General features: G+C 69.3%; 19 protein-coding genes and 3 pseudogenes. 15 read left to right on the top strand and 7 right to left on the bottom strand.

Annotated elements, in window-relative coordinates; genetic code table 11:
- Positions 1-65: 65 nt before the first annotated feature.
- Positions 66-845, top strand: coding sequence for a helix-turn-helix domain-containing protein (locus B9S57_RS05960; protein ID WP_308457382.1), 780 nt, complete (start codon positions 66-68; stop codon positions 843-845).
- 37 nt (positions 846-882) lie between these two features.
- Here the strand turns inward: B9S57_RS05960 and B9S57_RS05955 are convergent, their stop codons facing one another.
- Positions 883-1,998 (bottom strand): glycerate kinase, encoded by a 1,116-nt coding sequence (locus tag B9S57_RS05955; protein WP_103514465.1) that lies wholly within the window; start codon positions 1,996-1,998, stop codon positions 883-885.
- Positions 1,999-2,129: 131 nt separating this feature from the next.
- Here B9S57_RS05955 and B9S57_RS05950 point away from each other — a divergent pair.
- The 5 genes and pseudogenes from B9S57_RS05950 to B9S57_RS05925 form a co-directional block, all read left to right on the top strand.
- Positions 2,130-2,270, top strand: a pseudogene (locus B9S57_RS05950) (NUDIX hydrolase); the annotation flags it as partial.
- Positions 2,271-2,433: 163 nt separating this feature from the next.
- On the top strand, positions 2,434-3,834 hold the full coding sequence (locus B9S57_RS05945) for a site-specific integrase (RefSeq protein ID WP_258036240.1): 1,401 nt from the start codon (positions 2,434-2,436) through the stop codon (positions 3,832-3,834).
- A gap of 180 nt (positions 3,835-4,014) precedes the next feature.
- Positions 4,015-5,787: a hypothetical protein gene (locus tag B9S57_RS05935; protein WP_146057718.1), complete on the top strand. Its 1,773-nt coding sequence runs from the start codon at positions 4,015-4,017 to the stop codon at positions 5,785-5,787.
- On the top strand, positions 5,784-8,141 hold the full coding sequence (locus B9S57_RS34120) for a hypothetical protein (RefSeq protein ID WP_146057717.1): 2,358 nt from the start codon (positions 5,784-5,786) through the stop codon (positions 8,139-8,141). The genes B9S57_RS05935 and B9S57_RS34120 overlap by 4 nt, the downstream gene beginning before the upstream one ends.
- On the top strand, positions 8,141-8,545 hold the full coding sequence (locus B9S57_RS05925) for a hypothetical protein (protein ID WP_103514460.1): 405 nt from the start codon (positions 8,141-8,143) through the stop codon (positions 8,543-8,545). Before B9S57_RS34120 ends, B9S57_RS05925 begins: the two co-directional genes overlap by 1 nt.
- Before the next feature lie 114 nt (positions 8,546-8,659).
- Here B9S57_RS05925 and B9S57_RS05920 read toward each other — a convergent pair whose 3' ends face one another.
- Together B9S57_RS05920 and B9S57_RS05915 are read right to left on the bottom strand one after the other, a co-directional pair.
- Positions 8,660-9,319 carry a response regulator transcription factor gene (locus B9S57_RS05920; protein WP_103514459.1) on the bottom strand — a complete coding sequence of 220 codons (660 nt, stop codon included), beginning with the start codon at positions 9,317-9,319 and terminating at the stop codon, positions 8,660-8,662.
- A complete protein-coding gene (locus B9S57_RS05915; protein WP_103514458.1) occupies positions 9,316-10,485 on the bottom strand; it encodes a sensor histidine kinase in 1,170 nt (389 codons plus the stop codon). Before B9S57_RS05915 ends, B9S57_RS05920 begins: the two co-directional genes overlap by 4 nt.
- Before the next feature lie 133 nt (positions 10,486-10,618).
- Between B9S57_RS05915 and B9S57_RS05910 the strand changes: the two genes are divergently transcribed.
- The 4 genes and pseudogenes from B9S57_RS05910 (at position 10,619) to B9S57_RS05895 (ending at position 13,722) form a co-directional block, all read left to right on the top strand.
- Positions 10,619-11,530 carry an ABC transporter ATP-binding protein gene (locus tag B9S57_RS05910; RefSeq protein WP_181011243.1) on the top strand — a complete coding sequence of 304 codons (912 nt, stop codon included), beginning with the start codon at positions 10,619-10,621 and terminating at the stop codon, positions 11,528-11,530.
- Positions 11,527-12,390: an ABC transporter permease subunit gene (locus B9S57_RS05905; protein WP_103514456.1), complete on the top strand. Its 864-nt coding sequence runs from the start codon at positions 11,527-11,529 to the stop codon at positions 12,388-12,390. The genes B9S57_RS05910 and B9S57_RS05905 overlap by 4 nt, the downstream gene beginning before the upstream one ends.
- A gap of 174 nt (positions 12,391-12,564) precedes the next feature.
- Positions 12,565-12,924, top strand: a pseudogene (locus B9S57_RS05900) (NUDIX domain-containing protein); the annotation flags it as partial.
- 69 nt (positions 12,925-12,993) lie between these two features.
- On the top strand, positions 12,994-13,722 hold the full coding sequence (locus B9S57_RS05895; protein WP_103514454.1) for a Sir2 family NAD-dependent protein deacetylase: 729 nt from the start codon (positions 12,994-12,996) through the stop codon (positions 13,720-13,722).
- Between the two features lie 19 nt (positions 13,723-13,741).
- Here B9S57_RS05895 and B9S57_RS05890 read toward each other — a convergent pair whose 3' ends face one another.
- Positions 13,742-14,581, bottom strand: a complete 840-nt coding sequence (locus tag B9S57_RS05890) for a glycoside hydrolase family 16 protein (RefSeq protein ID WP_258036239.1) — start codon at positions 14,579-14,581, stop codon at positions 13,742-13,744.
- A gap of 47 nt (positions 14,582-14,628) precedes the next feature.
- Entirely contained in the window at positions 14,629-15,039 is a 411-nt protein-coding gene (locus B9S57_RS05885; protein ID WP_103514452.1) for a (2Fe-2S) ferredoxin domain-containing protein, read from the bottom strand.
- A gap of 316 nt (positions 15,040-15,355) precedes the next feature.
- Between B9S57_RS05885 and B9S57_RS05880 the strand changes: the two genes are divergently transcribed.
- Entirely contained in the window at positions 15,356-15,940 is a 585-nt protein-coding gene (locus B9S57_RS05880) for a TMEM165/GDT1 family protein (RefSeq protein ID WP_103514451.1), read from the top strand.
- Between the two features lie 87 nt (positions 15,941-16,027).
- Here the strand turns inward: B9S57_RS05880 and B9S57_RS05875 are convergent, their stop codons facing one another.
- Both B9S57_RS05875 and B9S57_RS05870 read right to left on the bottom strand, forming a co-directional pair.
- Positions 16,028-16,546, bottom strand: a complete 519-nt coding sequence (locus B9S57_RS05875) for a methylated-DNA--[protein]-cysteine S-methyltransferase (RefSeq protein ID WP_103514450.1) — start codon at positions 16,544-16,546, stop codon at positions 16,028-16,030.
- A gap of 19 nt (positions 16,547-16,565) precedes the next feature.
- Entirely contained in the window at positions 16,566-18,038 is a 1,473-nt protein-coding gene (locus B9S57_RS05870) for an AlkA N-terminal domain-containing protein (protein ID WP_103514449.1), read from the bottom strand.
- Between the two features lie 507 nt (positions 18,039-18,545).
- Here B9S57_RS05870 and B9S57_RS05865 point away from each other — a divergent pair.
- From B9S57_RS05865 to B9S57_RS05850, 4 genes and pseudogenes are all read left to right on the top strand, one after another.
- A complete protein-coding gene (locus B9S57_RS05865; protein WP_103514448.1) occupies positions 18,546-19,760 on the top strand; it encodes a right-handed parallel beta-helix repeat-containing protein in 1,215 nt (404 codons plus the stop codon).
- 37 nt (positions 19,761-19,797) lie between these two features.
- A pseudogene (locus B9S57_RS05860) lies at positions 19,798-19,968 on the top strand (LuxR C-terminal-related transcriptional regulator); the annotation flags it as partial.
- A 228-nt stretch (positions 19,969-20,196) separates the two neighbouring features.
- On the top strand, positions 20,197-21,519 hold the full coding sequence (locus tag B9S57_RS05855; protein WP_103514447.1) for an ammonium transporter: 1,323 nt from the start codon (positions 20,197-20,199) through the stop codon (positions 21,517-21,519).
- Entirely contained in the window at positions 21,516-21,854 is a 339-nt protein-coding gene (locus B9S57_RS05850) for a P-II family nitrogen regulator (protein WP_103514446.1), read from the top strand. The genes B9S57_RS05855 and B9S57_RS05850 overlap by 4 nt, the downstream gene beginning before the upstream one ends.
- Positions 21,855-21,882 lie beyond the last annotated feature (28 nt).

Raw genomic sequence — 21,882 nt, 5'->3', positions numbered from 1 at the left:
GCGGGCGCACAGAGGGAGGTGATGCGCGCTCGTCCCCGGCGTGGCCGGTGACATCCTCACCAGCCATGAGCGGCTGGGCTGCGGAACGGAGCGAGGACATGCGGCGGCGCGGTGACGAGCGGGGCCGGGCACTGCTCGACGCCCTGCTGGAGGACCGGGCGGAGCCGGACCTCGCGGCGCGCGCGGCACACTGTCTGGGTCTGCCGGAGCGGGGCCGTTACGCGGTGGCGGTGCTGCGGCCGGGCGGGCAGGCGGGGGTGGCCATGGAGGCGGACGGTCTGCGCTTCCTCCGCAGGAGGCGGGCGGACCGCGAGGTCGTCGTCGTCGCCCTGGGGGACCGGGATCCTTCGGTGCTCTCGGGGCTGCTGGTGCGCTGGTGTCCGGGCCCCGGCGGAATCGGCCCGGTGGCGGACGGTCTGGCGGGCCTGGGGACGGCGCACCGACTGGCGGAGACGGCTCTGCTGACCTGCCCGCCGGGCACGACGGAGATCGTACGGCTGGAGGAGCGGCTGTCCACGGCGCTCGTGGCGAGCCAGCCGGAGCTGTCGGCCCGGCTGGTCGCGGAGGTCCTCGGCCCGCTGCTGGCGCTGGACCCGGCGGACCGGACGCTGCTGGTGCGCACGCTGGAGGCGTGGCTGGAGTGCGGGGGGTCGGCGGGGCGGGCCGCGGGGCGGCTGTACTGCCACCGCAACACGGTGCTCAACCGCCTGCGCCGGCTGGAGCGGCTGACCTCGCGGTCGCTGTCGCGGCCGCGCGAGCTGGTCGAGATGATGCTGGCGCTGGACGCGTTGAGGCTGACGGCACCGCAGCCGTCAGGGCCCCTCACCGGAGGGGGCACGCCGTGAGGGGGTGCCCGGCCGGGCACCCCCTCACGGGACCGTGTCAGGACAGGAAGTCGCGGGCGATCGCCTCGGCCGCGCGTTCCAGCAGGGGGCCGGCCTGCGCCATGCTGACGGCCGGGTCGGGCTCCAGCTCCGACAGGGCGTAGGCCCGGCTGATGCCCGCCTTCTCCAGGGCGTCCGCCGGGAGGGCGAGGCGGCCGCACACGGCGACGGCCTCCACACCGGCGGCGCGCGCCGCGGCGGCGACACCGGCCGGGGCCTTGCCGTGGAGGGTCTGCTCGTCGAGCGAGCCCTCACCGGTGACGACGAGCGTCGCGCGGGCCAGTGCGGGGGCGAAGCCCAGGACGTCGAGCATGACCTCGATGCCCGGCCGGAAGCGTGCGCCCAGGGCGACGAGCGCCCCGTAGCCGATGCCGCCGGCCGCGCCTGCTCCGGGCAGCCCGGCCGTCTCGGGTCCCAGGACGGACGCGTAGTGGACGAGCGCCGCGTCGAGGACCGCGATGTCGTCCTCGGTGGCGCCCTTCTGCCGCCCGTAGATCTCGGGTGCGCCCTTCGGGCCGGTCAGCGGGTTGTCCACGTCGCTGGCCAGGATCAGGTCGATGCCGGCGAGCCGGGGGTCGAGCCCCGACAGGTCGGCCTCGGCGAGGCCGGCGAGTGCGCCGCCGCCCGGGCCGACGGGCTTGCCGTCCCGGTCCAGGAAGCGTGCCCCGAGGGCGGCGAGCATGCCCGCGCCGCCGTCCGTCGTGGCACTGCCGCCGACCCCGAACACGATGGTCCGGGCGCCCGCGTCGAGCGCGGCGGCCAGCAGCTCGCCGGAGCCGTACGTGGTCGCCGTGAGCGGGGCGAACTCCCCCGCGGGAAGATGTTGGAGCCCCGAGGCCTCGGCCATCTCGACCACGGCGGTGCTGTCGCGCACCGCGTACGCCGCGGTGACCGGCGTCCCGAGCGGCCCGGTCACCCGCGCCTCACGGCGCTCGAATCCGGCGGCCACCGCCGCCGCGACCGTGCCGTCGCCGCCGTCCGCGACGGGCAGGGTCTCGACCCGCACCCCGGGGACGACACGCCGAAGCCCGGCCGTCACCCGCTCCGCGACCTGTACGGCCGTGAGCGAGCCCTTGAACTTGTCCGCCGCCACGAGCACGTGGGGGGTCTCCATCACTGCTCCGTCCGTCACCTTGTATCCCTTTGCTTTCGAACAGGCAGTCGCGCCGCCCCGACCCTATCCGGACCACCCCTGATCTGCCCATGGCTGTCCGAAACCACGGGTGCGCCGCCTACGCTGCGTCTGTGACCACCTCTGACTACGCCACGTACATCGCAGGTCTCCCCCGTGTGCTGGCGGCGGCCGCCACTCTGCTCAGGGACGGGCGGGGCCGGGTCCTGCTCGTCGAACCGAACTACCGGGAGGGCTGGGCGCTGCCCGGCGGTTAGGCAAAGTATCCCCAGATGTCTCAAGGACATCGACCCAGCAGCTACCTTTTCGCTGGAGAGTCGTTAGCCACATGGTCACCTCGTTGTCTCAGGGAGAGCCATGGACTACTTCTTCACTTCACACACCACCGCACGTCGCCACTACCAGGCAGTACCCGGGGTGGCCCTGGACGGGGCCACGTACACGAGCCGGAGCAGGGCTCTCAAGGACGGCACTCCCTTCTTCCTCGGCGCGGACATGCGACCGCTGGAGCCGCACTGCTCGTTCTTCTACGAACTCGCCAAGACCCTTGAGGCCAAGTCGCTGCGGGACTACACCTACGACTTCCTCGACCTGGACGACTTCCTCGCACGCCTTGATCCCCCGGCCGACCTGCTGTCTGCCACCGAGGACGATCTGATCGCCTACCGCGATTACTGCATCGAGTACCGCGACGAGCCGATGGCGCCGGCTACCTGGAAGCGCCGCAGGGCCACGATCAACAGGTTCTACGACTGGGCCGTCGATGAAGCCCGGCTCCTCGACCGGCGCCCGTACTATCGCAAGAAGAACGGCCGCGACATCCTCAACTGGGGACCGACCAGCGAACTCGATGTACGCCATCTGACGTTTGAGCAGTGGTGGTTCCTCGACCGGGTCGGCCTGCGTGGGCTGCTACCCGACGGCACGGCTGATCCCACCTTCCGCTCCGGTCATGCTCTGCGGGACAGCTGCGGCGGGAATCTCTCCATCACGACAGGCCTGCGGCTGCGAGAGTTCAGCGCGTTGCTCGACATCGAAGTCGGCTCCCCTCGCCGGGACGGCTCGACCAAGAAAGTCGAACTGCAGGCGATCGCGAAGTTCGGCCTTCCCAGAACCACCGAGATCCAGGACGCCACGCTGCGCGAACTGGACTGGTACCGACGGACCGAGCGGGCCGGTTTCCTTCGCAAGGCCGCAAAGAACCTGCACCAGCAGCGCGATGAGCTGTTCGTGGTCGATGACATCGACACGCGCGCGATGAAGGTCAGCGGCATCCAGGACGGCCGGCGACGCACGTACAGGATCAAGGCGATGAAGGCGCCACTGCGGCGGATCACGGTCGTCGAGGGCGATCACGGGCTGGAATCGATGGCTCTGTTCGTCGGTCGCAACGGACGGATGATCAGCAGCCAACGCTGGGAGCAGATCTTCGCCGGCGCACACGCGAGAGCGGTGCGGATCGCAACCGAACACAACCTGCCGCTGGAGATGCCGGGGCAGGTCCGCATCCATGATCTTCGCCATACCTTCGCCGTATACATGCTGGAGCAACTGACCGAGTTGGTCCGCGACCAGGACGAGGAACAACAGCGCCGCACCGGCCGCCCGCACGCCTACGCGGCGGATCACGTGTCCCGTAACCCGTTCCTGACCGTCATGCGGCTCCTCGGGCATCGCCGTCCCGAATCGACCATGCGGTATCTGACCTACAAGCGAAAGACGAACCTGCTCGTCTCCCGTGCGGTGAAGGACTGGAACGATCAGGACCGCACGTACGCCGACTTGGCCGCTCGCCAGGCCGCAGGGTGGAGCGCCTGATGCCGCGCCGAGGAGAACGCAGATCCCAGTCCGCGACGCTACCGCCGCGGCTGCCCGCTCCACGCGCGGCCAACCACGTCGGAGTGCGGGAATTGACTGTGGTGCAGCGGGGGCACTCCACGACGCGGGATCAATCCGGGAGAGTACCAATGTCGGGCGCTGGTGGCTCAACTGGCAGACGTGTGGATCGAGTATCACCACAAAGCAGCCTTGAAGAACAGCGACAGATATCTCGGAGCGGTTCGCTCATTCGCGAAGTTCATCGGCCCCTATCTCACGGCTCGAGGCCTGGACCCGGCTGATGCCCGTCTAGACACCGACCACATCGATCTCACCGAGGCCATCTACGCGTGGGAGAACGACCTCCTCGCCCAGTTCCCCGAGAATTCGTCGCAGCCGTGGGCGTTGTCACGCTCGCTGCTCGGCTTGGTGCACCACCGGGCTGAGCGCGATGCGCGCGTGCCTGACAAGTTGCGCAAGCGTGCTGCGGCACCACCCACTCTGCGCAAGGCCACTGGGGAACCACTGGACGAGTTCTCCAACTCCGAACGCCTCGCACTCAAGGGCGCCGCCCAGGATGACCTGCGAGCCCTCGAGAAGCGTCTTGCCCAGGGAAGGAAACTCCTGGAGGCCGGTCAAGATCCGCGAGGGTTCGGCTGGAACGAGCTGCCGAATCTGGTCTGGTCCGCCCGTCACCGTCTGTTGACCATGAACGAACTCCGTGTACACCTCCCCGCGCACGCCAAGCGCTGGCCTCAGGAACTACGGGATGTGCGGCCGGCCGACAACGGTGCGCTCGGCGGCTTCTACGGCCTCTTGCGGGGCGTGCATGCCTTGCTCTATCCGCAGGAGTTGGACCTGCACCCGTTTCGAGTCCTGCTGCTGCTGGCCATGCTCGACTGCACGACCGAGGAACTACATGCGCTACGGGTTCCTGATCTGGAGTTCAGCAATCAGGGCGTACGTATTGTCCAGACCAAAAACCGCGCGGACCGCGTCCGCGCCGACTACCACGTGGTCGACCTGCCCTTGGAGGAGGGCGAGGTGCCTGGGGAGCTTGTTTACGAGGGCCAAGGTGATTGGGATGTTCCTGGCCTGCTGCGACGCCTTGTGACGGCCACCGCGCTGACGCGCGAAGTGTTCGGCGGCGTGCCGTGGCTGTTCACCGCTGTCGAGTATGCGAAGAACCGCAGCATCATGGATGCGCGGTTCGCCCGCTTCGTCGATCCTGGTCGCCGCTTCACGCACTGGATCGCCTCCCATCTCGATGCGGACGGCCAACCCGCCTTGGCCATCTCCGAACCGCACGCGGCGCCTCGACTGCGCAAGACCGCGAAGACCACGCGCGTCGTTGCCCTGGGGGGCACGTTGTCCGACATGGCAGGGGATGATCACAGCATCCAGGTGTTCCAGGGCTACTACGCTCACGGCACCACAGCTCGGGTCCTGGCCGGAGCGGCGATGAACCGCGCCCAGCAGCTCGTGTTCGACCGGCTGGCCGGCAAGCCGGTTCTGGTCGCACCGGATGTACAGTCCCGCCTCGGTGAACCCGAAGTTGCGCACGCGCTGGGGGTGAGCCCTGAACAGGGGGCCTCCCTGAGTGCCGGCGAGCTCGACATGGGCGTCACCAACTGCAAGAACCCTCATGACTCGCCGCACAGCACTCCCGGCAAGCTCTGTCATGTAGCCCCGGCCATGTGCATGGTCTGCACCAATGCGGTCGTGTTCGTCTCCCAGCTGCCGCAGCAGTTGTTGCTGTCCGATCACATCGAGCGGATGCGCCTGACGCAGCCGCCACCGGTCTGGGATGCGGTGTGGGGACGCCAGGCCAAGGCGCTGGCCGAAGTGTTCGAGGAATGCGCTGAGCACATTCCCACAGCGCGCCGGGCCATCCAGGAGCATGACATCCGACTGAACCTGTCGTTGGGCATGCGAACGGAGTACGACCGATGACCGTTCCCACCCCGATGGACAGGCCGGTCTCTCAGGCCTTCGCTGACGATGAACCCGTCTACGCCAGTATGCCGGGGCAGCTCCCCGGCGTTCGGGGACCGTCCTTCGGGCGCATCGATGAGTGGCCCTGCGATTGCCTCCGACGACCGGCGAACAAGATCCCGGCACAGTGGAAGTGTGTGTTCCCGATCGATCCGGTCTGGAACTTGCGTGTGCGGGAAGTGGCGTTCAGCATGCTCAACCCCAATCACCAAGCTCTGCGGAATGCAGGAATCTTCCTGCCCAGAAAGAAGTGGGCCACCGCCACGGTCATCAAGGTCTGCTTCAGCGTGTCGCAGCTCGGGGCCTGGGCACGTCGCGAGGGGATGCCGGACGGCTTGCACTTCTGGTCGGTCGAAGACTGGCAGGCCTACATCGACCACTGTGCGTCAAGCACAAAGCCGGAGTCCGTACGCAGTGCGGTGGGAGCTGTACGCCATCTGGTCCGCTTCGCCGCCGTCCTCACAGGCACCGCCCCGCTGGAAGACCCCTGGCCAGGTCGGACAGACAGCGACGTGGCCGAAGTCGCCACTGATGGCGAGCTGGCCACACCCTCGATCGCGCCGGAAGTCTGGTGGCCGTTACTACGGGCCGCCTGGTCCTATATCGATCGGCATTCCGCGAGCATCCTGGATCAACGCGACCGCGAAGCAGAGCGTGCATCGGCCCCCCGGCTGACCCAAGCCACCCTCGGTGCCGAAGTTATCAACGAACAGCTGGAGTTGTGGCTGACCAACCCGGCCAACTTGGTACCCGTCAGCGACCGCGAGAACAGGTTCAACCCGAAGGGCTCACCCATCTGGAGCTCCTTGAGCCGAGCGGTGACGGCAGGAGCGAGCTCGACTGTCTTCGCCACCAAGAACAACCGGCAAGGCACGGAACGTCGGCGGAAGGTCATACGGATGATCGAAAGGACGGACCGGATCCGACCTGTCCGCCCTGCCGCCGCCAAGCAGTTCGAATCGGACTACGCCGACTACGCGACACGCCGCCGCTCATCACAATCCATGGATGCCGTGCTCCAGAAATGGCTTGCCAACCCGGCGAATCTCGTCCCCGTTCACCCCGAAACGAGTCGGCTCGCTCCCGGAGAGCCTGTGTGGTCGGCGATGGAATCCCTGCTCTATGACACCTCGGGGCGGGTGGATCTCTTCGGCAGCGGCAGCAAACAGGGGCGCCGTCGACGCGATCTGGTGCTGCGAGCCGCAGTCGGCGAGCGCCGGATCGTGTACTTGGACAATCAACTGGACAGGGATCTGCGGATGCTTCGGGCATCCTGCTACATCTTTGTGGCGGCGTTGAGTGCGATGCGGGATAGCGAGATCCAGGAAATCCAGCGCGGTGCGCTCACGCAGCACTACGGAGCACCGGCGATCAGCTCCCACAAGTCCAAGGGAGATCTTTCACGACCGCGCGCCAACTGGTGGATCATCGAGCCGGTCGCCCAAGCCTTGGCAGTGGCCGAACGGTTGACCTGGCACGACACGCACATCTTCGCCTCGATGACGCCTCCCAGCGAGGACGGGCATGCCGGACGAGCACGCGCCGGGATCTCAGCAGCCGACGACATCGACTTCTTTATCGAGACGGTGAATACCACCCGGCACCTCACCGGCCTGGAGGAGATCCCTCCTGGGCGGGTACGTCCGCACATGTTCCGCAAGACCATGTCAATCATCGCCAGCCAGCAGCCGGACGGCGACATCGCCCTGGGTATTCAGCTCAAGCACGCCGCGCGCCGGGCGCTGGCCAATCGCCTCACCGGTGCCTACGGCAAGACCGATGCCAAGTGGGCGAAGGAGTTCGACACCGATCTGCAGACCGCAGCGGCCCAGAAGCTGGCCGGACTCCTCAAAGCCCGCCGAAGCGGAGCCACCATCGCGGTCGGCCCCGGTGCCGCCCGTTTTCACGCCGGGCTCGACAAGGTCAACGCCCTCCTCGCACAAGGCCCCACACTGCGTGCCCAGGTCGCCGACGAGCGGCTGGAAGTCACGCTCTTGCGGGACGAGTTCGCGAACCTCCACCTGGGCACGGTCAACCACTGCCTCTGGAACGCTCCCACCGCGGAGTGCCAGAACCAACTCCCACCCGCTCAGCGCGGTCAGGCCCCGCTGCTGGGCGCCTGCCAACCGTCCCGTTGCCGCAATTCCGTCCTCACCCTGTCGCATGAGCGGATCTGGCGCATGGAGGAGGCCGACTTGATGGAGTTCTTGGGGAAGAAGCTCTCCAAGCCGCTGCGCGAGCAGGCACAGACTCGTCTCGACGAAGTCCGCACCGCCACCGCGCAGATCGACAAGTTGAAGGAGAACCTCTGATGCCGGTGTCCGCAGCCACTGCCGCCAAACTCCGGGAGGCCATGGCCCGGCTGCTGGCGGGAGAGCCCCTGCACAGCGACGGTGCGCTCACCAAGGAGAACCTGGCCCGCGAAGCCCAGGTCAGCCACGCCAGCGTCCACCGGGCCGAGGACATCCTCGCCGAGTGGAACGCCCGCATCCCGCAACCAGTCCTCCGGACGCCTGGCGAGGTTCAGCGCGACGAAACCATCGCTGAACTCAAGGGAAAGCTCCGGAAAGCCAACATGAAGGTCAGCGAGCTACAGAGCAAACTCGACGCCCTGGCCACGGTGACAGCCAACCTCTACCACGAGAACATCGATCTGAAGAAGAAGCTGAGTAAGCAGCAGCAGAGCCGCCTCACCGTTCTCAACGGCGGAGTATGACGAGTCGGGATGCACACGCTGAGGTGCGTACGTAGCCGAGAAGCACGACGGCAAACGGCTCGGAAACCGGATTGGGCGGATCACTGAGGCCGAGGGGACATCTGCGGGTGGACCTCACCGTGTGGGCGCGACCAGGCCGATCTCATAAGCGAGGATGACGAGGTGGACCCGGTCGCGTGCGTCGAGTTTGGTGAAGAGTCGTGCGAGGTGCGCCTTGGCCGTGGCCACGCTGATGGAGAGCTCCTCCGCGATCTCGGTGTTGGACAGGCCGCGGCCGACAAGGGTCAGGACCTCGCGTTCCCGGCCGGTGATGCTGTCGACTACCACCCGGCTGGCGAGGGTGGGCTCGGGCCGTGTGGCGAACTCCCCAATGAGACGGCGGGTGACGCTCGGAGCTATGAGAGCGTCACCCGCGGCGACGATCCTGATCCCGTCGAGGATGGTCTCCAGCGGCATGTCCTTGACGAGGAAACCGCTCGCTCCGGCGCGCAGCGCGCCGTAGACGTACTCGTCGTCGTCAAAGGTGGTGAGGACGAGTACACGGGTCTTCGACTCCGGATCCGCGTTGATCCGGCGGGTGGCCTCGATGCCATCCATTTCGGGCATGCGGATGTCCATGATGGCGACGTCCGGCCTTAGCCGTTGAACCAGTTCCACCGCCTCGGTGCCGTTCCCAGCCTCACCCACTACCTGCAGGTCGGGGGTGTCGGCGATGAGGACGCGTAGGCCGCTACGGATCAGGGGCTGGTCATCGATCAGAAGGACACAGATCATCGTCCTGCCTCCACAGGCACAGGCAGCCGAGCTGCCACGCGGAAGCCGCCTTCCGGGCGCGGCCCGGCGCTGAATTCGCCCTGCAGCAGACTGACCCGTTCACGCATGCCGGCGATGCCGTATCCGGAATCTGCGACGGTGCCGCCGCAACCGAGGTCGACGATATCGACGGACAGTTCGTCGAGGCGGTAGTCGACCGTCACGCTGCAGTCCCGGGTGCCGGAATGTCGCACCACGTTGGTGACCGCCTCCTGGACGATACGGAAGGCCGCGAGGTCGACGTCGGAGGGCAGATCACGTCGGTCCCCCCGCCATCGGACGTCGACCCGGACCCCGGCGGCTGCGGTCTTCCCAACCAGTTGATCAAGGGCGGCCAGACCCGGGGTCGGGTCGAGCGGCGCGGACTCCTGGTCGCTCTGCCGGAGTGCGCCGAGCATCCGCCGCAGGCCGAAGAGGGTCTCCCTGCTGGTGGCCTCGATGGCGTTGAGCGCGTTGCGCGTCTCGGCTGGCTGGGTGTCCATGACCCGGCTGCCCACACCAGCCTGGATGGCGATGATGCCGATGTTGTGCGCGACCATGTCGTGCAGCTCCCGGGCGATCCGCAGCCGCTCGGCCGTGACCGCCTGCTCGGTGGCCTGGGCGCGCACTGTGTCTGCGTGCGCCCGGTTCTGATGGACCGTGTTGCCGATCAGCCAGGCGATGACGACGGTCGACGCGAGGGCGGCCGGGACCGCGAGGTTGAAGAAGTAGCCACTAGCAAGCCGCCAGAACGTGTAGCCGGCCAGTATGCCGACCGGCAGCGCGGCGGCGAGTACCGAGACGCGCCGTGAACGGGTCGCAGCGGTGTAGCCCACGGCCGCGTCGGCCAGGAGGAAGAGTGCGACGGGTGTCTCCCGTACCGGCATCCCGAGGGAGAAGACAGTACCCGTGAGCGCCACGGCTACGGCCGCCAGCGGCGCGCGGAACAGGAGCAGCGCCCCCAAGGTCGTGACGACGGCGGTGACCAGGAGCGGCGCGTCTTCAGTGTTGCCGTTGTACCGGAACAGGCGCTGCAGCTCGTCCGGCCGTTGGAACATGCGCACCAGGATGAGGGTCGACCAGAAGGCCGCCACCCACACACCCGGTGGCACGCGTTTGAGCCGGGGTGCATGAGGAGTGGCGATCATCGCTCGATCCTATCGATGCACGTCCGTCGGGGCATTGGCCCACGAACGTAATCCCCCGGGCTACCAGCCGGGCTCATAAGTGTGAACCACCGGCCGATGCCGGCTCCGCGCCCTCCCCGGCAGCTTGGACCCCGTGATCGAATCCACCCGACTGACCAAGCGATACGGCGACACCGTCGCCGTCGACAACCTGACCTTCACCGTGGAACCGGGCAAGGTCACCGGCTTCCTCGGCCCGAACGGCGCAGGCAAATCCACCACGCTGCGGATGATCCTGGGCCTGAACGCCCCCACCCGCGGGTCCGTCACCGTGGACGGGGTTCCCTTTTCGCACCGCCCGCGCGGACTGCGCCACGTCGGCGCGCTGTTGGACGCTCAAGACGTCCACGGCGGACGCAGCGCACAGGCGCACCTGTCCGCTCTGGCCCGTAGCAACCGCATCCCGTTGTCCCGCGTGGACGAGGTCCTCCAGGAGGTCGGGCTGGCGAAGGTTGCGCGGCGCCGGATCGGGGGGTTCTCCCTCGGTATGAAGCAACGTCTCGGCATCGCGGGGGCTCTGCTCGGCGATCCGCCAGTGCTCCTGTTCGATGAGCCCCTGAACGGTCTGGACCCCGAGGGCGTGCTGTGGGTGCGTGGTCTGTTCCGTCGTCTGGCGTCCGAGGGCCGCACCGTGTTCGTCTCCAGTCACATGATGGCCGAGATGGAGCACACCGCCGACCGGCTCATCGTCATCGGCCAGGGCCGGCTGATCGCCGACCAGACCCTGGAGGACTTCTCGGCCCGCAATACCTCCCTGGGCGTGACCGTGCACTCGCCCAACCTGGAGGCCCTGGAGGCCGTGCTGATCGCCGAGGGTGCGTCGGTGCGCCGGGAGAGCGACCAGGCAGTCCGGGTCACCGGTCTGACCTCGGCCCGGATCGGCGACCTTGCCCACCGGCACCGCCTGGTGCTGCACGAACTCGCCACCCACACCTCGTCCCTGGAGTCGGCGTTCATGTCCCTCACCGCCGACAGCGTCGAATTCCTCGCAGGAGAAGCCCGATGAGCACAACGACGTTCTCCGGCACCAGGCCGTCCGAGCGCGCCGCCGAACCGGTAGCCAGGTTCGTCGACCTGCTTGCCGCTGAGTGGATCAAGATGCGGTCGCTCCGGTCCACCTACTGGGTGCTCGCCCTCAGCGCCGTCGTCGCCATCGCGATCAACGTGAACGCCGTCCGCTCCGACCTGACGTACATCGACCAGCCGCATCCCCCGCTGCCCGGTTTCCCGCCCTTCAAGTACGACCCGCTGTTCCACGGCCTGGGCAGCATCGCCGCCGACGTCATGGCACTGGCCGCGGCCAGTTTCGGTGCCATTACGGTCTTCGGCGAGTACGCCACCGGAATGATCCGTACCACGCTCGCCGCCGCCCCCGACCGGCGTGCGGTGATCACGGCCAAGGTGGCTCTCGTCACGGCGATCACGCTCGTTCTCGGTGTGATCGTCTCCGTGACGTCGTTCTTCACCACCAACGCGATGCTGGCCTCACGCCACGTCGGCCTCTCGATCCACGACCCCGGCTGTCTGCGGGCCGTTGCGGCATACGCGCTGGTCATCCCGGTCTGCGCACTCATCGGCATGGCGCTCGGCGCCGTCCTACGACACGCCACGGCCTCGATCGTCGCAGCAGTAGGCATGCTCTTCATCCTGCCCATGCTCTTCGGTGGCGAGAGGTACAGGTTCTTGAAGGAGATCGGCAACCACCTGCCGCTCGCCGCCCAGGGCCGGCTGGCGCTCAACCCCGACTCCAACGCCAGCGTGGGCGCATACCCCGCCACGATCACGGGCTCCTGGATAGCGCTCGCGGCCTGGGCGCTCGTCTCGGTGTCCGTCGCCATGATCGTCGTGCGGCGCCGGGATGTCTGAGACCGGCTCGGCTGTATGCAGACCCTCTCCGCCCAGTACAAGGGGAAGCCGAACCTGCAGGATTCTGGAGTTACCGCTGAGACACACGACCCTCATCCATACCTCCTTGAGTCGCGCCGTGCAGCGCGTCCGCTGAGACAGTTGGGGGGTTGAGACATGCGAACTGTTCATAACGGCGGCACCGTCGAGTCGGGCGAAGGCGAGAGCCCCCGGCAGGGTGCCCGCCGCGAGACGCTGGAGGAGATCGGTCTCGACCTGGCGCCGGGCCGGCTGCTCGCGGTCGACTGGGTGCGCGGTCCGGCACGCCCGCCCATCGTCGCGTACCTGTACGACGGCGGCGTGCTGGCCCAGGAGCGGTTCGACGCGATCCGCCTCCAGGAGGAGGAACTGCTCTCCTGGAAGCTGGTCGACCGCACCGGCCTCGCCGCCCACCTGCCCGGCCGGCTCGAGCGACGTGTCTCGGCGGCGCTGGAGGTGCTGGACTCCGGCGCGGGAGCTGCCGAGCTGGAGGACGGCCTGCCGGTCTCGGGGTGAGGGTCAGCCCTGGGGGGCGCCCGCGGAAATGTCGTCGCGGCGGGACCGGGCCGTCCGTAGGCTCGGGCCATGACTCTCGTCGCGATCCTCAGCGGCGCCGGCATCTCCACGGACTCCGGCATTCCCGACTACCGGGGTCCGCAGGGCCTGTGGACCAAGGACCCGGAGGCGGAGAAGCTCGTCACCTACGACTTCTACATGTCCGATCCGGAGATCCGCCGCCGGTCCTGGCTGATGCGCCGCGATGCGGCGACGTGGGGCGCCGAGCCGAACGCCGCCCATCGCGCGGTGGCCGCGCTCGAGCGGTCCGGTACCCCGGTCCGGGTGCTCACGCAGAACATCGACGGCCTGCACCAGCGGGCGGGGCTGTCCGCCCGCAAGGTCGTCGAACTCCACGGCACGGCACGCGAGGTGGTCTGCACGCGGTGCCATGCCCGTTCCGCGATGGACGACACACTGGCCCGGGTCGAGGCCGGTGAGGCGGACCCCTCGTGCACGGTCTGCGGCGGGATCCTGAAGCCGGCGACGGTGATGTTCGGCGAGCGGCTCGACCCGGAAGTACTCGCCGAGGCCATGGCGATCACGAAGGCGAGCCAGGTGTTCGTCGCCGTGGGGACGACACTCCAGGTGCAGCCGGCGGCCTCGCTGGCGGGGATCGCGGTGGAGCACGGCGCACGGCTCGTCGTCGTCAACGCCGAGCCGACGCCCTACGACGAGCTGGCCGAGGAGACCGTCCGCGAACCCATCGCGACGGCGCTGCCCGCCCTGCTGGAGCGGCTGTCCACGGAGCGGGGATGAACCCGCCACCCGCGGACCGTCATGCGTGGCCCGTGCCGTAGAAGCGCACGTGGTCGACCGTCATCGACGCGGGGGCCGGCGTCGAGGCGTCGGGAGGACCGGGCCAGTCGCCCCCGACCGCGACGTCGAGCAGTAGGTGCATGTCCTGTTCGAAGACCCAGTCGTGCGGTGAGGGCAGCATCGACGGGGTGAGGGTGAAGTACGGCTCTCCGTCGACGGACCAGGTGATACGGCGCGGCTGCTTGTCGACGGCGTAGGTGTGGAACGCCTCCGAGGCGTCGGCCGCGAGGGTGGTGGAGCCGCCCATCCCGTTCTCGTTGAAATAGGTCGGACCGTGCGCGGTGCCGTACGCCGTGCGCGGTTCCCCGCCGACCACTTCGCAGATGTCGATCTCGCCCTGTCCGGGCCACTCCACTCCGTTGTCGCCCAGCATCCAGATCGCCGGGAGCAGTCCGGTGCCGGTGGGCATCTTCGCGCGGACCTCCACCCGTCCGTGCGTGAGCGCGACCTTTCCCCCGGTGGTCAGGCGCGCCGACGTCCAGGTGCAGAACTCCTGTGTGAAGCAGGGAAGTTCGGAACCAGCGGGGGCGGGCCGGGCCGAGATCACGAGGTGACCCTCGCCGTCGAGTGCGGAGTTGGCCGCGTCGTCCGTGTAGTACTGCAGTTCGTTGTTGCCCCAGCCCTCGGCCTCCCGGTTCCCGGATTCGGCCGTCCAGGACTCCTCCGGGGGGCGGGTGGCCGCGGGCCCGTCGAACTCTGCCTGCCAGAACGGCAGGTCCCCGGCCGCGGGGGGTTCCGTGTGCGCGGGAGCGGACCCGCATCCGCTCAGCAGTCCGACGAGCGCCGGCACGAGTGCCACGCGGGTCCACCTGCGCGTCGCCGCGCTCCTGCCGCCCGTCCGGGCCTTCACGCCTGCTCGCCGTCCAGTCCCGCCCGGATCCGGCGCGAGGGACTGAAGGCGTACAGGTCCAGGATCTCCGGCGGGTCGGCGAGGCCGGGTCCGCCCTCCCCCGCCCAGGCGGCGATGTCGGCCACGGCGTGCGGATCGTTGACCAGCCCGAGCCAGACGGGGCGGCCGCCCGCCCGCCGGCCTTCCGCCGAGGGCTGCACGACGATGACGTTGCCGTGTTCGCACGCGTCGAGGCACTCCACGGCGCGCACGGTCGCGGCCCCGTCGAGGGCCTGCCGCAGCTGGGCGAGCTGCCCGGCGTGGTCCACGCCGGGGATCTTCGGGGTGCCGCAGCAGCAGCCCCGGCAGACGCTCACCGTGGGCCGGGAGGGCCCGGTACCGGCGGCCTTGCGAGGACGGCGGCTCATTCGGGTGCACTCCCGGGGACGGCGCGGATGATCACCGTAGGACTCTACCGAGCGGCTGCCCCGCAGGTCCGATGGGGTAGTGTTGACGGCTGCGAAGGGGAGTAGCCCCGCAAACCGGTCGTCGACACACTGGAGCCTCCGGGTTCCCGGTGGCCGGGCTCGTGGATTGTCACGGGTGGGCGAGACCTTCGGTCAGGTATGACACGCCCGCGCCCTGCGGGCGCCGCCGTCATGCCGGGCCGAGTGGTCCTCCGAAAAGCCCCTGTGGCACTTCGCGGAAGGCCCGGGGCCCGGCTCTCACAGAAGGCCACCCGGAATGCATCTCGACCCCCTGGCGATCCTCACCGCCTTCGGGCTGATCTTCCTCGCGGAGCTCCCCGACAAGACGATGTTCGCCTCGCTGGCCATGGGCACACGCATGCGCCCGCTCTACGTCTGGTTCGGTACGTCGTCCGCGTTCATCGTGCACGTCGCCATCGCGGTCGGGGCGGGCGGGCTGATCGGCCTGCTGCCCGACTGGATCGTCAAGCTCGTCTCGGCCCTTCTCTTCGCGTTCGGCGCGTTCATGCTGCTGCGCAGCGGTGGCGGGGACGACGACGAGGACGAGGAGATCAAGACCGTCACCGGTTTCTGGCCGGTGTACTCGACCGCCTTCATGGCGGTCTTCATCAGCGAGTGGGGCGACCTGACGCAGATCACCACCGCGAACCTCGCCGCGAGCAACGGCGCCTGGTCGACGGCGATCGGGTCGGCCATCGCCCTGATGTCGGTGTCCGCGCTGGCCCTCCTGGCGGGGAGGTTCATCGCCAAGCGGGTGCCCCTGAAGACGGTGCAGCGCATCGGCGGGCTGTGCATGCTGGGCCTGGCGATCTGGTCGGTCACCGAGATCTTCACGGGCTGAGCGCCGGCGAGGGCCGGACGGTGCCGGATGTCCGGCCCCGTCCGCCCCGCTCGGAACAGGCCGGGCACCCCGCTCTCCGTGCCCCGCTCAGAACAGGGCGGGCACCCCGCTCTCCGTGCCCCGCTCGAAGGCGAGCAGCCGCTGCTTGCGGTCCAGCCCGCCGCCGTACCCGGTCAGGCTCCCCGAGGCCCCGATGACGCGGTGGCACGGGACGATGATCCCCACCGGGTTCCTGCCGTTCGCCAGGCCGACCGCGCGGGAGGCTCCGGGCTTCCCGAGACGGTCGGCCAGTTCGCCGTAGGAGCGGGTCTCCCCGTAGGGAATCCGTACGAGTTCGGCCCAGACGCTGCGCTGGAAGGCGGTTCCCTCCAGACGCATCGGCAGGTCGAAGTCCGTCAGCTCGCCCGCGAAGTAGGCGTCGAGCTGACGCACGGTCTCCCCGAAGGGCCGCGGGTCCGGCGCGCCGAAGGTCTCCTCGGGCGGGCGGTGCCGCTGTGCGGTCATGTACAGACCGCAGAGCGCACCGTCCGTCGCGACCAGGGTGAGCGCCCCGTACGGGCTGTCGACGACCGTGTGCTGCCGGGTCGTCGTGGGTGTGCTGGTCATGGTTGTCGTCCTCACGCCCTCAGGCGGGCAGATGGTTGATGGGGTGGTCGTCGACGGTCCACAGGTACTGCACGGCGTAGGCGCGCCAGGGGCTCCACCGGGCGGCGCGCGCGGTGAGGGCCGCGGGGGTCGCCGGGAGGCCGAGCTGTCCGGCCGACCTGCGGATCCCCAGGTCGGTGGGGAGGAAGGCGTCCGGGTCCCCGAGGGCCCGCATGGCGATGACCTCGACCGTCCAGGGGCCGAATCCGGGCAGCGCGGCCAGTTCCGCGCGGCTCCTCTCCCAGTCGGCGCCCTCCCCCAGGTGCAACGATCCGTCGTCGAGGGCGGCCACGAGGGTGGTGAGGGTGGTGCGGCGACTGCGGGGCAGGGCGAGCGTCTCGGGGTCGAGCCCGGCCAGTGCGCCGGAGGACGGGAAGAGATGGGTCAGGCCTCCCTCGGGGTCCTCGACCGGCACCCCGTGGGCGCGGACCAGCCGGGCCGCGTGGGTGCGTGCGGCGGCTGTGGAGACCTGCTGGCCGAGCACCGCGCGCACGGCGAACTCCGCAGCGTCGACCGTGCGCGGCACCCGCCGTCCGGGAGCCGCGTCGACCAGGGGGGCGAGCAGCGGGTCCGACCGCACCTGCCCGTCCACGGCGACGGGGTCGGCGTCCAGGTCGAGGAGTCTGCGGCAGCGGCTGATGGCCTGGGTGAGGTCCCGGGGGTCGGTGAGGGAGAGCCGGCAGTCGATGTGGCCGGACCCCGGTGAGAGCGACACGATGCCGTGGCCGTTCGGGAGGCTCAGGGTGCGGCGGTAGGCGCCTTCACGCCATTCCTCGACGCCGGGGACGGCGGTCGCGGCCAGGTGCCCGAAGAGGTTGCTGGGGTTGAGCGGGGCCCGGTAGGGCAGCCGCAGGGCGATGACGCCGGGGGCGCCCGCTGTCCGGGGACCTCGTGCCGCGCGGGCGCGCAGTTCGCCCGGGGCGAGTGCGAACACCTCCCGCACCGTGTCGTTGAACGTGCGGATGGACGAGAAGCCGGCGGCGAACGCGACCTCGGCCATGGGGAGTCCGGTCGTCTCGATGAGCACCCGGGCGGTCTGGGCCCGCTGGGAGCGGGCCAGTGCGAGCGGTCCCGCGCCGAGCTCGGCCAGGAGCTGGCGTTCGATCTGGCGGGCGGAGTATCCGAGTCGGGCGGCGAGCCCGGGGACGCCTTCCCGGTCGACGACCCCGTCCTGGATGAGGCGCATCGCCCGGGCGACGGAGTCGGCGCGGGCGTTCCATTCCGGGGATCCGGGGCTGGTGTCGGGGCGGCACCGCTTGCACGCCCGGAATCCGGCCTGCTGACAGGCGGCGGCGCTGGGGTAGAAGGTCATGTTCCTGGCTTTGGGTGCCACGACCGGGCAGCTCGGCCGGCAGTAGATCCGGGTGGTGAGGACCGCGGTGAAGAACCAGCCGTCGAAGCGGGCGTCCTTCGACTGTACGGCTCGCACGCAGCGCTCGGTGTCGGTGTGCATGCTCCAAGCATCGGGCACCGGAGCGCCCCGGGGCTGGCGGAAATCCGACATGGACGTCACGCGGAATTCCGACACGCCCGCGGCTCCCGCCCATCCTTCCGAGACACCCCACGCCCCCTCCGGACCGCCGCCCGACAGCCTCTCCGGACCGCACCATGCCGCCGCCGCGAGGAGCGCGGGATGCATGCCTCCACCCCTACATCGTTCAGATCGGTGAACTTCAATCACGTACCAACGTATTGACGCGCTCACGACACGGACCTACGGTCCAGGAAAGCGCTTGCCACCCGCCCGGCGCGGTGCCGACCGTACCGTCTGTTCACCCACTCGGACAGATGGCATGGCTCCACCCGAAGCCGCTCCAGGACGGGACATCCCCGTCCCTCCGCTCGGCCACGCCGCTCCCGGTCCCTTACGTACCGGGTCCGGTCTCCCCGCCGAGGTTTCCTCCGGATCCGCCGCTCCGGCCCCCACTGGTCACACGACCCACCAACCTGGAGACGAACGATGCAGAAGAAGAAGCCCGTCATCGCGTGCGTCAGCCTGCTGGCCGGCTCACTCGTCGCCCTGTCCGGCACCATGGCGCAGGCCACCTCGGCCCCCGAGGCCGCGGTCGCCGCCCCCGCCGCGGCGGCCGCGGACGCGCTGTACGTGGCTCCGGACGGCAGCGACGACGCGGCGGGCACCGGGTCCGACCCGACCACACTCTCCTCGGCGATCGCCCAGGTCTCCTCCGGCGGGACGATCTACCTGCGCGGCGGGACGTACGCCTACTCCGAGACGATCACCATCCCGCCGGGCAACGACGGCTCCGCGAGTGCCCGTACGACGCTGGCCGCCTACCCCGGCGAGAGCCCTGTCCTGAACTTCTCGTCCATGAGCGAGGACCCCGCCAACCGCGGGCTCGCCGTGAACGGCGCGTACTGGCACATCGACGGCATCGTCGTCGAGCACGCCGGTGACAACGGGATCTTCGTCGGCGGCAGCAACAACGTCGTCGAACACGTCGTGACACGCTTCAACCACGACTCGGGCCTGCAGATCTCGCGGATCGCGTCGGACACCCCCGACGACGAGTGGCCCGCGAACAACCTCATCCTGAGCTCGGAGTCGCACGACAACGCCGACTCCGACGGTGAGGACGCCGACGGCTTCGCCTCGAAACTCACCTCGGGCCCCGGCAACGTCTTCCGCTACACGGTCTCCCACAACAACGTCGACGACGGCTGGGACCTCTACACCAAGAACGAGACCGGCCCCATCGGCCCGGTGACCATCGAGGACTCCCTCTCGTACAGCAACGGCACGCTCTCCGACGGGACCATGAACGAGGACGGCGACCGCAACGGCTTCAAGCTCGGCGGGGACGACATCGAGGTCGACCATGTCGTCCGGCGCAACATCGCCTACGACAACGGGCACCACGGGTTCACCTACAACAGCAACCCGGGCTCGATGACGGTGTCGGACAACGTAGGCATCGACAACGCGGAGCGCAACTTCTCCTTCGACAAGGGCACTTCGCTCTTCCGTAACAACGTCTCCTGCCGCAAGGGCGACGGCTCGAACGACAAGACCGCGGGTGACGCCGACAGCTCCAACCAGTTCTGGACCGGCTCGAACGGCTCCGGGTGCTCCGCCTACTCCGGCGCGATGGACTGGTCCTTCGCCGAGGACGGCCACCTCGTCGTGACCTTCGGCGGCAACGAGGTGACGCCGTAGCACGGTGGAGCGGTCCGGCCGCGACACCCGAAGTCCCCTGACGGGCGGAGGGATCGCGGCCGGACCGCGCGTACGTCCGGCCGCCCGGGCCCTCGGCATGCAGGAGAGCACCGTCAAACCCCACGTCAGCCGCATCCTGACCACCCTGGGCGTGACCAACCGCGTCCAGGCCGCGCTCCTGGCCCGCGACGCCGGCCTCACGCCCTGAGGTCCAGCCCCGGCTTCACCCGCCACCGTTCACTGTGAACTCCACCGGCGGAACCGGAATCCGGACGTCTCCTGGCGCGGCCGGGAGGCCGGACGGCTCCGCACGTGAGGTTTCGGTCACCTTCACGCAATGAAACATGCCGGAAACGTGACGGCGTCCTCCGTGAAACGCACGCCCGGGACCCTCTTCGGGCCGGACCCCACGCCGCCCCGAGGAGGGACCTCTCTCTTGACCCCCGTGACCCTGGCCTCGGAAGGCCTCGACACCGGCGACACCGCCTGGCTCCTCGCCGCCACCGCCCTGGTGCTGCTGATGACACCGGGCCTGGCCCTGTTCTACGGCGGGATGGTCCGCACGAAGAGCGTCCTGAACATGCTGATGATGAGCTTCGTGTCGATCGCGCTGGTCACCATCGTCTGGCTGGTCGCGGGCTACTCGCTGGCCTTCGGCGACGACACCTTCGCCGGGCTCATCGGCGGGCTGGACCACGTGGGCATGGTGGGCATCGGCCCCGACGACCTCACCGGCAGCGTCCCCACCCTGCTGTTCACCACTTTCCAGCTCACCTTCGCGATCCTCACCGCGGCACTGATCAGCGGAGCGATCGCGGACCGCATGAAGTTCGCGGCGTGGCTGGTCCTCGTACCGGTGTGGACCCTGCTCGTATACGTTCCCGTCGCCCACTGGGTGTGGGGACCCGGCGGGTGGATCGCGGACTCGCTCGGCGCCCTCGACTTCGCGGGCGGCCTCGTCGTGGAGATCACGTGCGGGGCGTCGGGTCTCGCCCTCGCCCTGGTGATCGGCCCGCGCCTCGGCTTCAGGAAAGACGCGATGCGGCCGCACAACCTGCCGATGGTCATGCTCGGCGCGGGCCTGCTCTGGTTCGGCTGGCTGGGCTTCAACGGCGGTTCGGCGCTCGGCGCCAACGGCCTGGCCGCCGCCTCGGTCCTCAACACCCTGGTCGCCGGATGCACCGGACTGCTCGGCTGGCTCTTCGTCGAGCAGAAGCGGGACGGGCACCCCACCACCTTCGGCGCGGCCTCCGGTGCGGTCGCGGGCCTGGTGGCCATCACCCCGGCGTGCGGGACCGTCGGCGTGCTCGGTGCACTCCTCGTCGGGCTGGTGGCCGGCGTCGTCTGCTCGTACGCCGTCGCGTGGAAGTTCCGCTTCGGCTACGACGACTCCCTGGACGTGGTCGGCGTGCACTTCGTGGGAGGCGTCGTCGGCACGCTGCTCATCGGGCTGTTCGCGACGGCCGCGATGACCGGCGGCGCGGAAGGTCTCCTCTACGGCGGCGGGGTGGGCCAGCTCACCCGGCAGGCCGTCGCCGTGCTCGCCGTGGCGGCGTACACGTTCCTGGTGACGTACGGGATCGGCAAGGCGATCGACCGGCTGATGGGTGTGCGGGCCACCGAGGACCAGGAACTGACCGGCCTGGACCAGACAGTGCACGCGGAGAGCGCCTACGATCACGGCGGTCTGGGTCACGCCGCCGCGCAGTCCCCCGGCCACTCCGCACTCCATTCCGCGAACAGGAGCACCGCCCCATGAAGCTCATCACCGCCGTCGTGAAGCCGCACCGCCTCGACGAGGTGAAGACCGCGCTGCAGGACCTCGGGGTGAACGGGCTGACGGTCACGGAGGCCAGCGGCTACGGACGCCAGCGCGGGCACACCGAGGTGTACCGGGGCGCCGAGTACCGGGTGGACCTCGTGCCCAAGATCCGCATAGAGGTCCTGGTCGAGGACGAGGACGCGGAGCCCGTCATCGAGGCGGTGGTCCGCGCCGCCCGCACGGGCAAGATCGGCGACGGCAAGGTGTGGGCACTCCCCGTGGAGACCGCCGTACGGGTCCGCACGGGCGAGCGGGGGCCGGAGGCGCTCTGACCTGATCATTGGCCTGTGCTCCTGCCCA

The sequence above is a fragment of the Streptomyces sp. SM10 genome (assembly GCF_002910915.1).
Classification (GTDB): Bacteria; Actinomycetota; Actinomycetes; order Streptomycetales; family Streptomycetaceae; genus Streptomyces.
The sequence above is the reverse complement of the archived record's forward strand: the minus strand, read 5'-3'. Positions and strand labels throughout refer to the sequence as shown.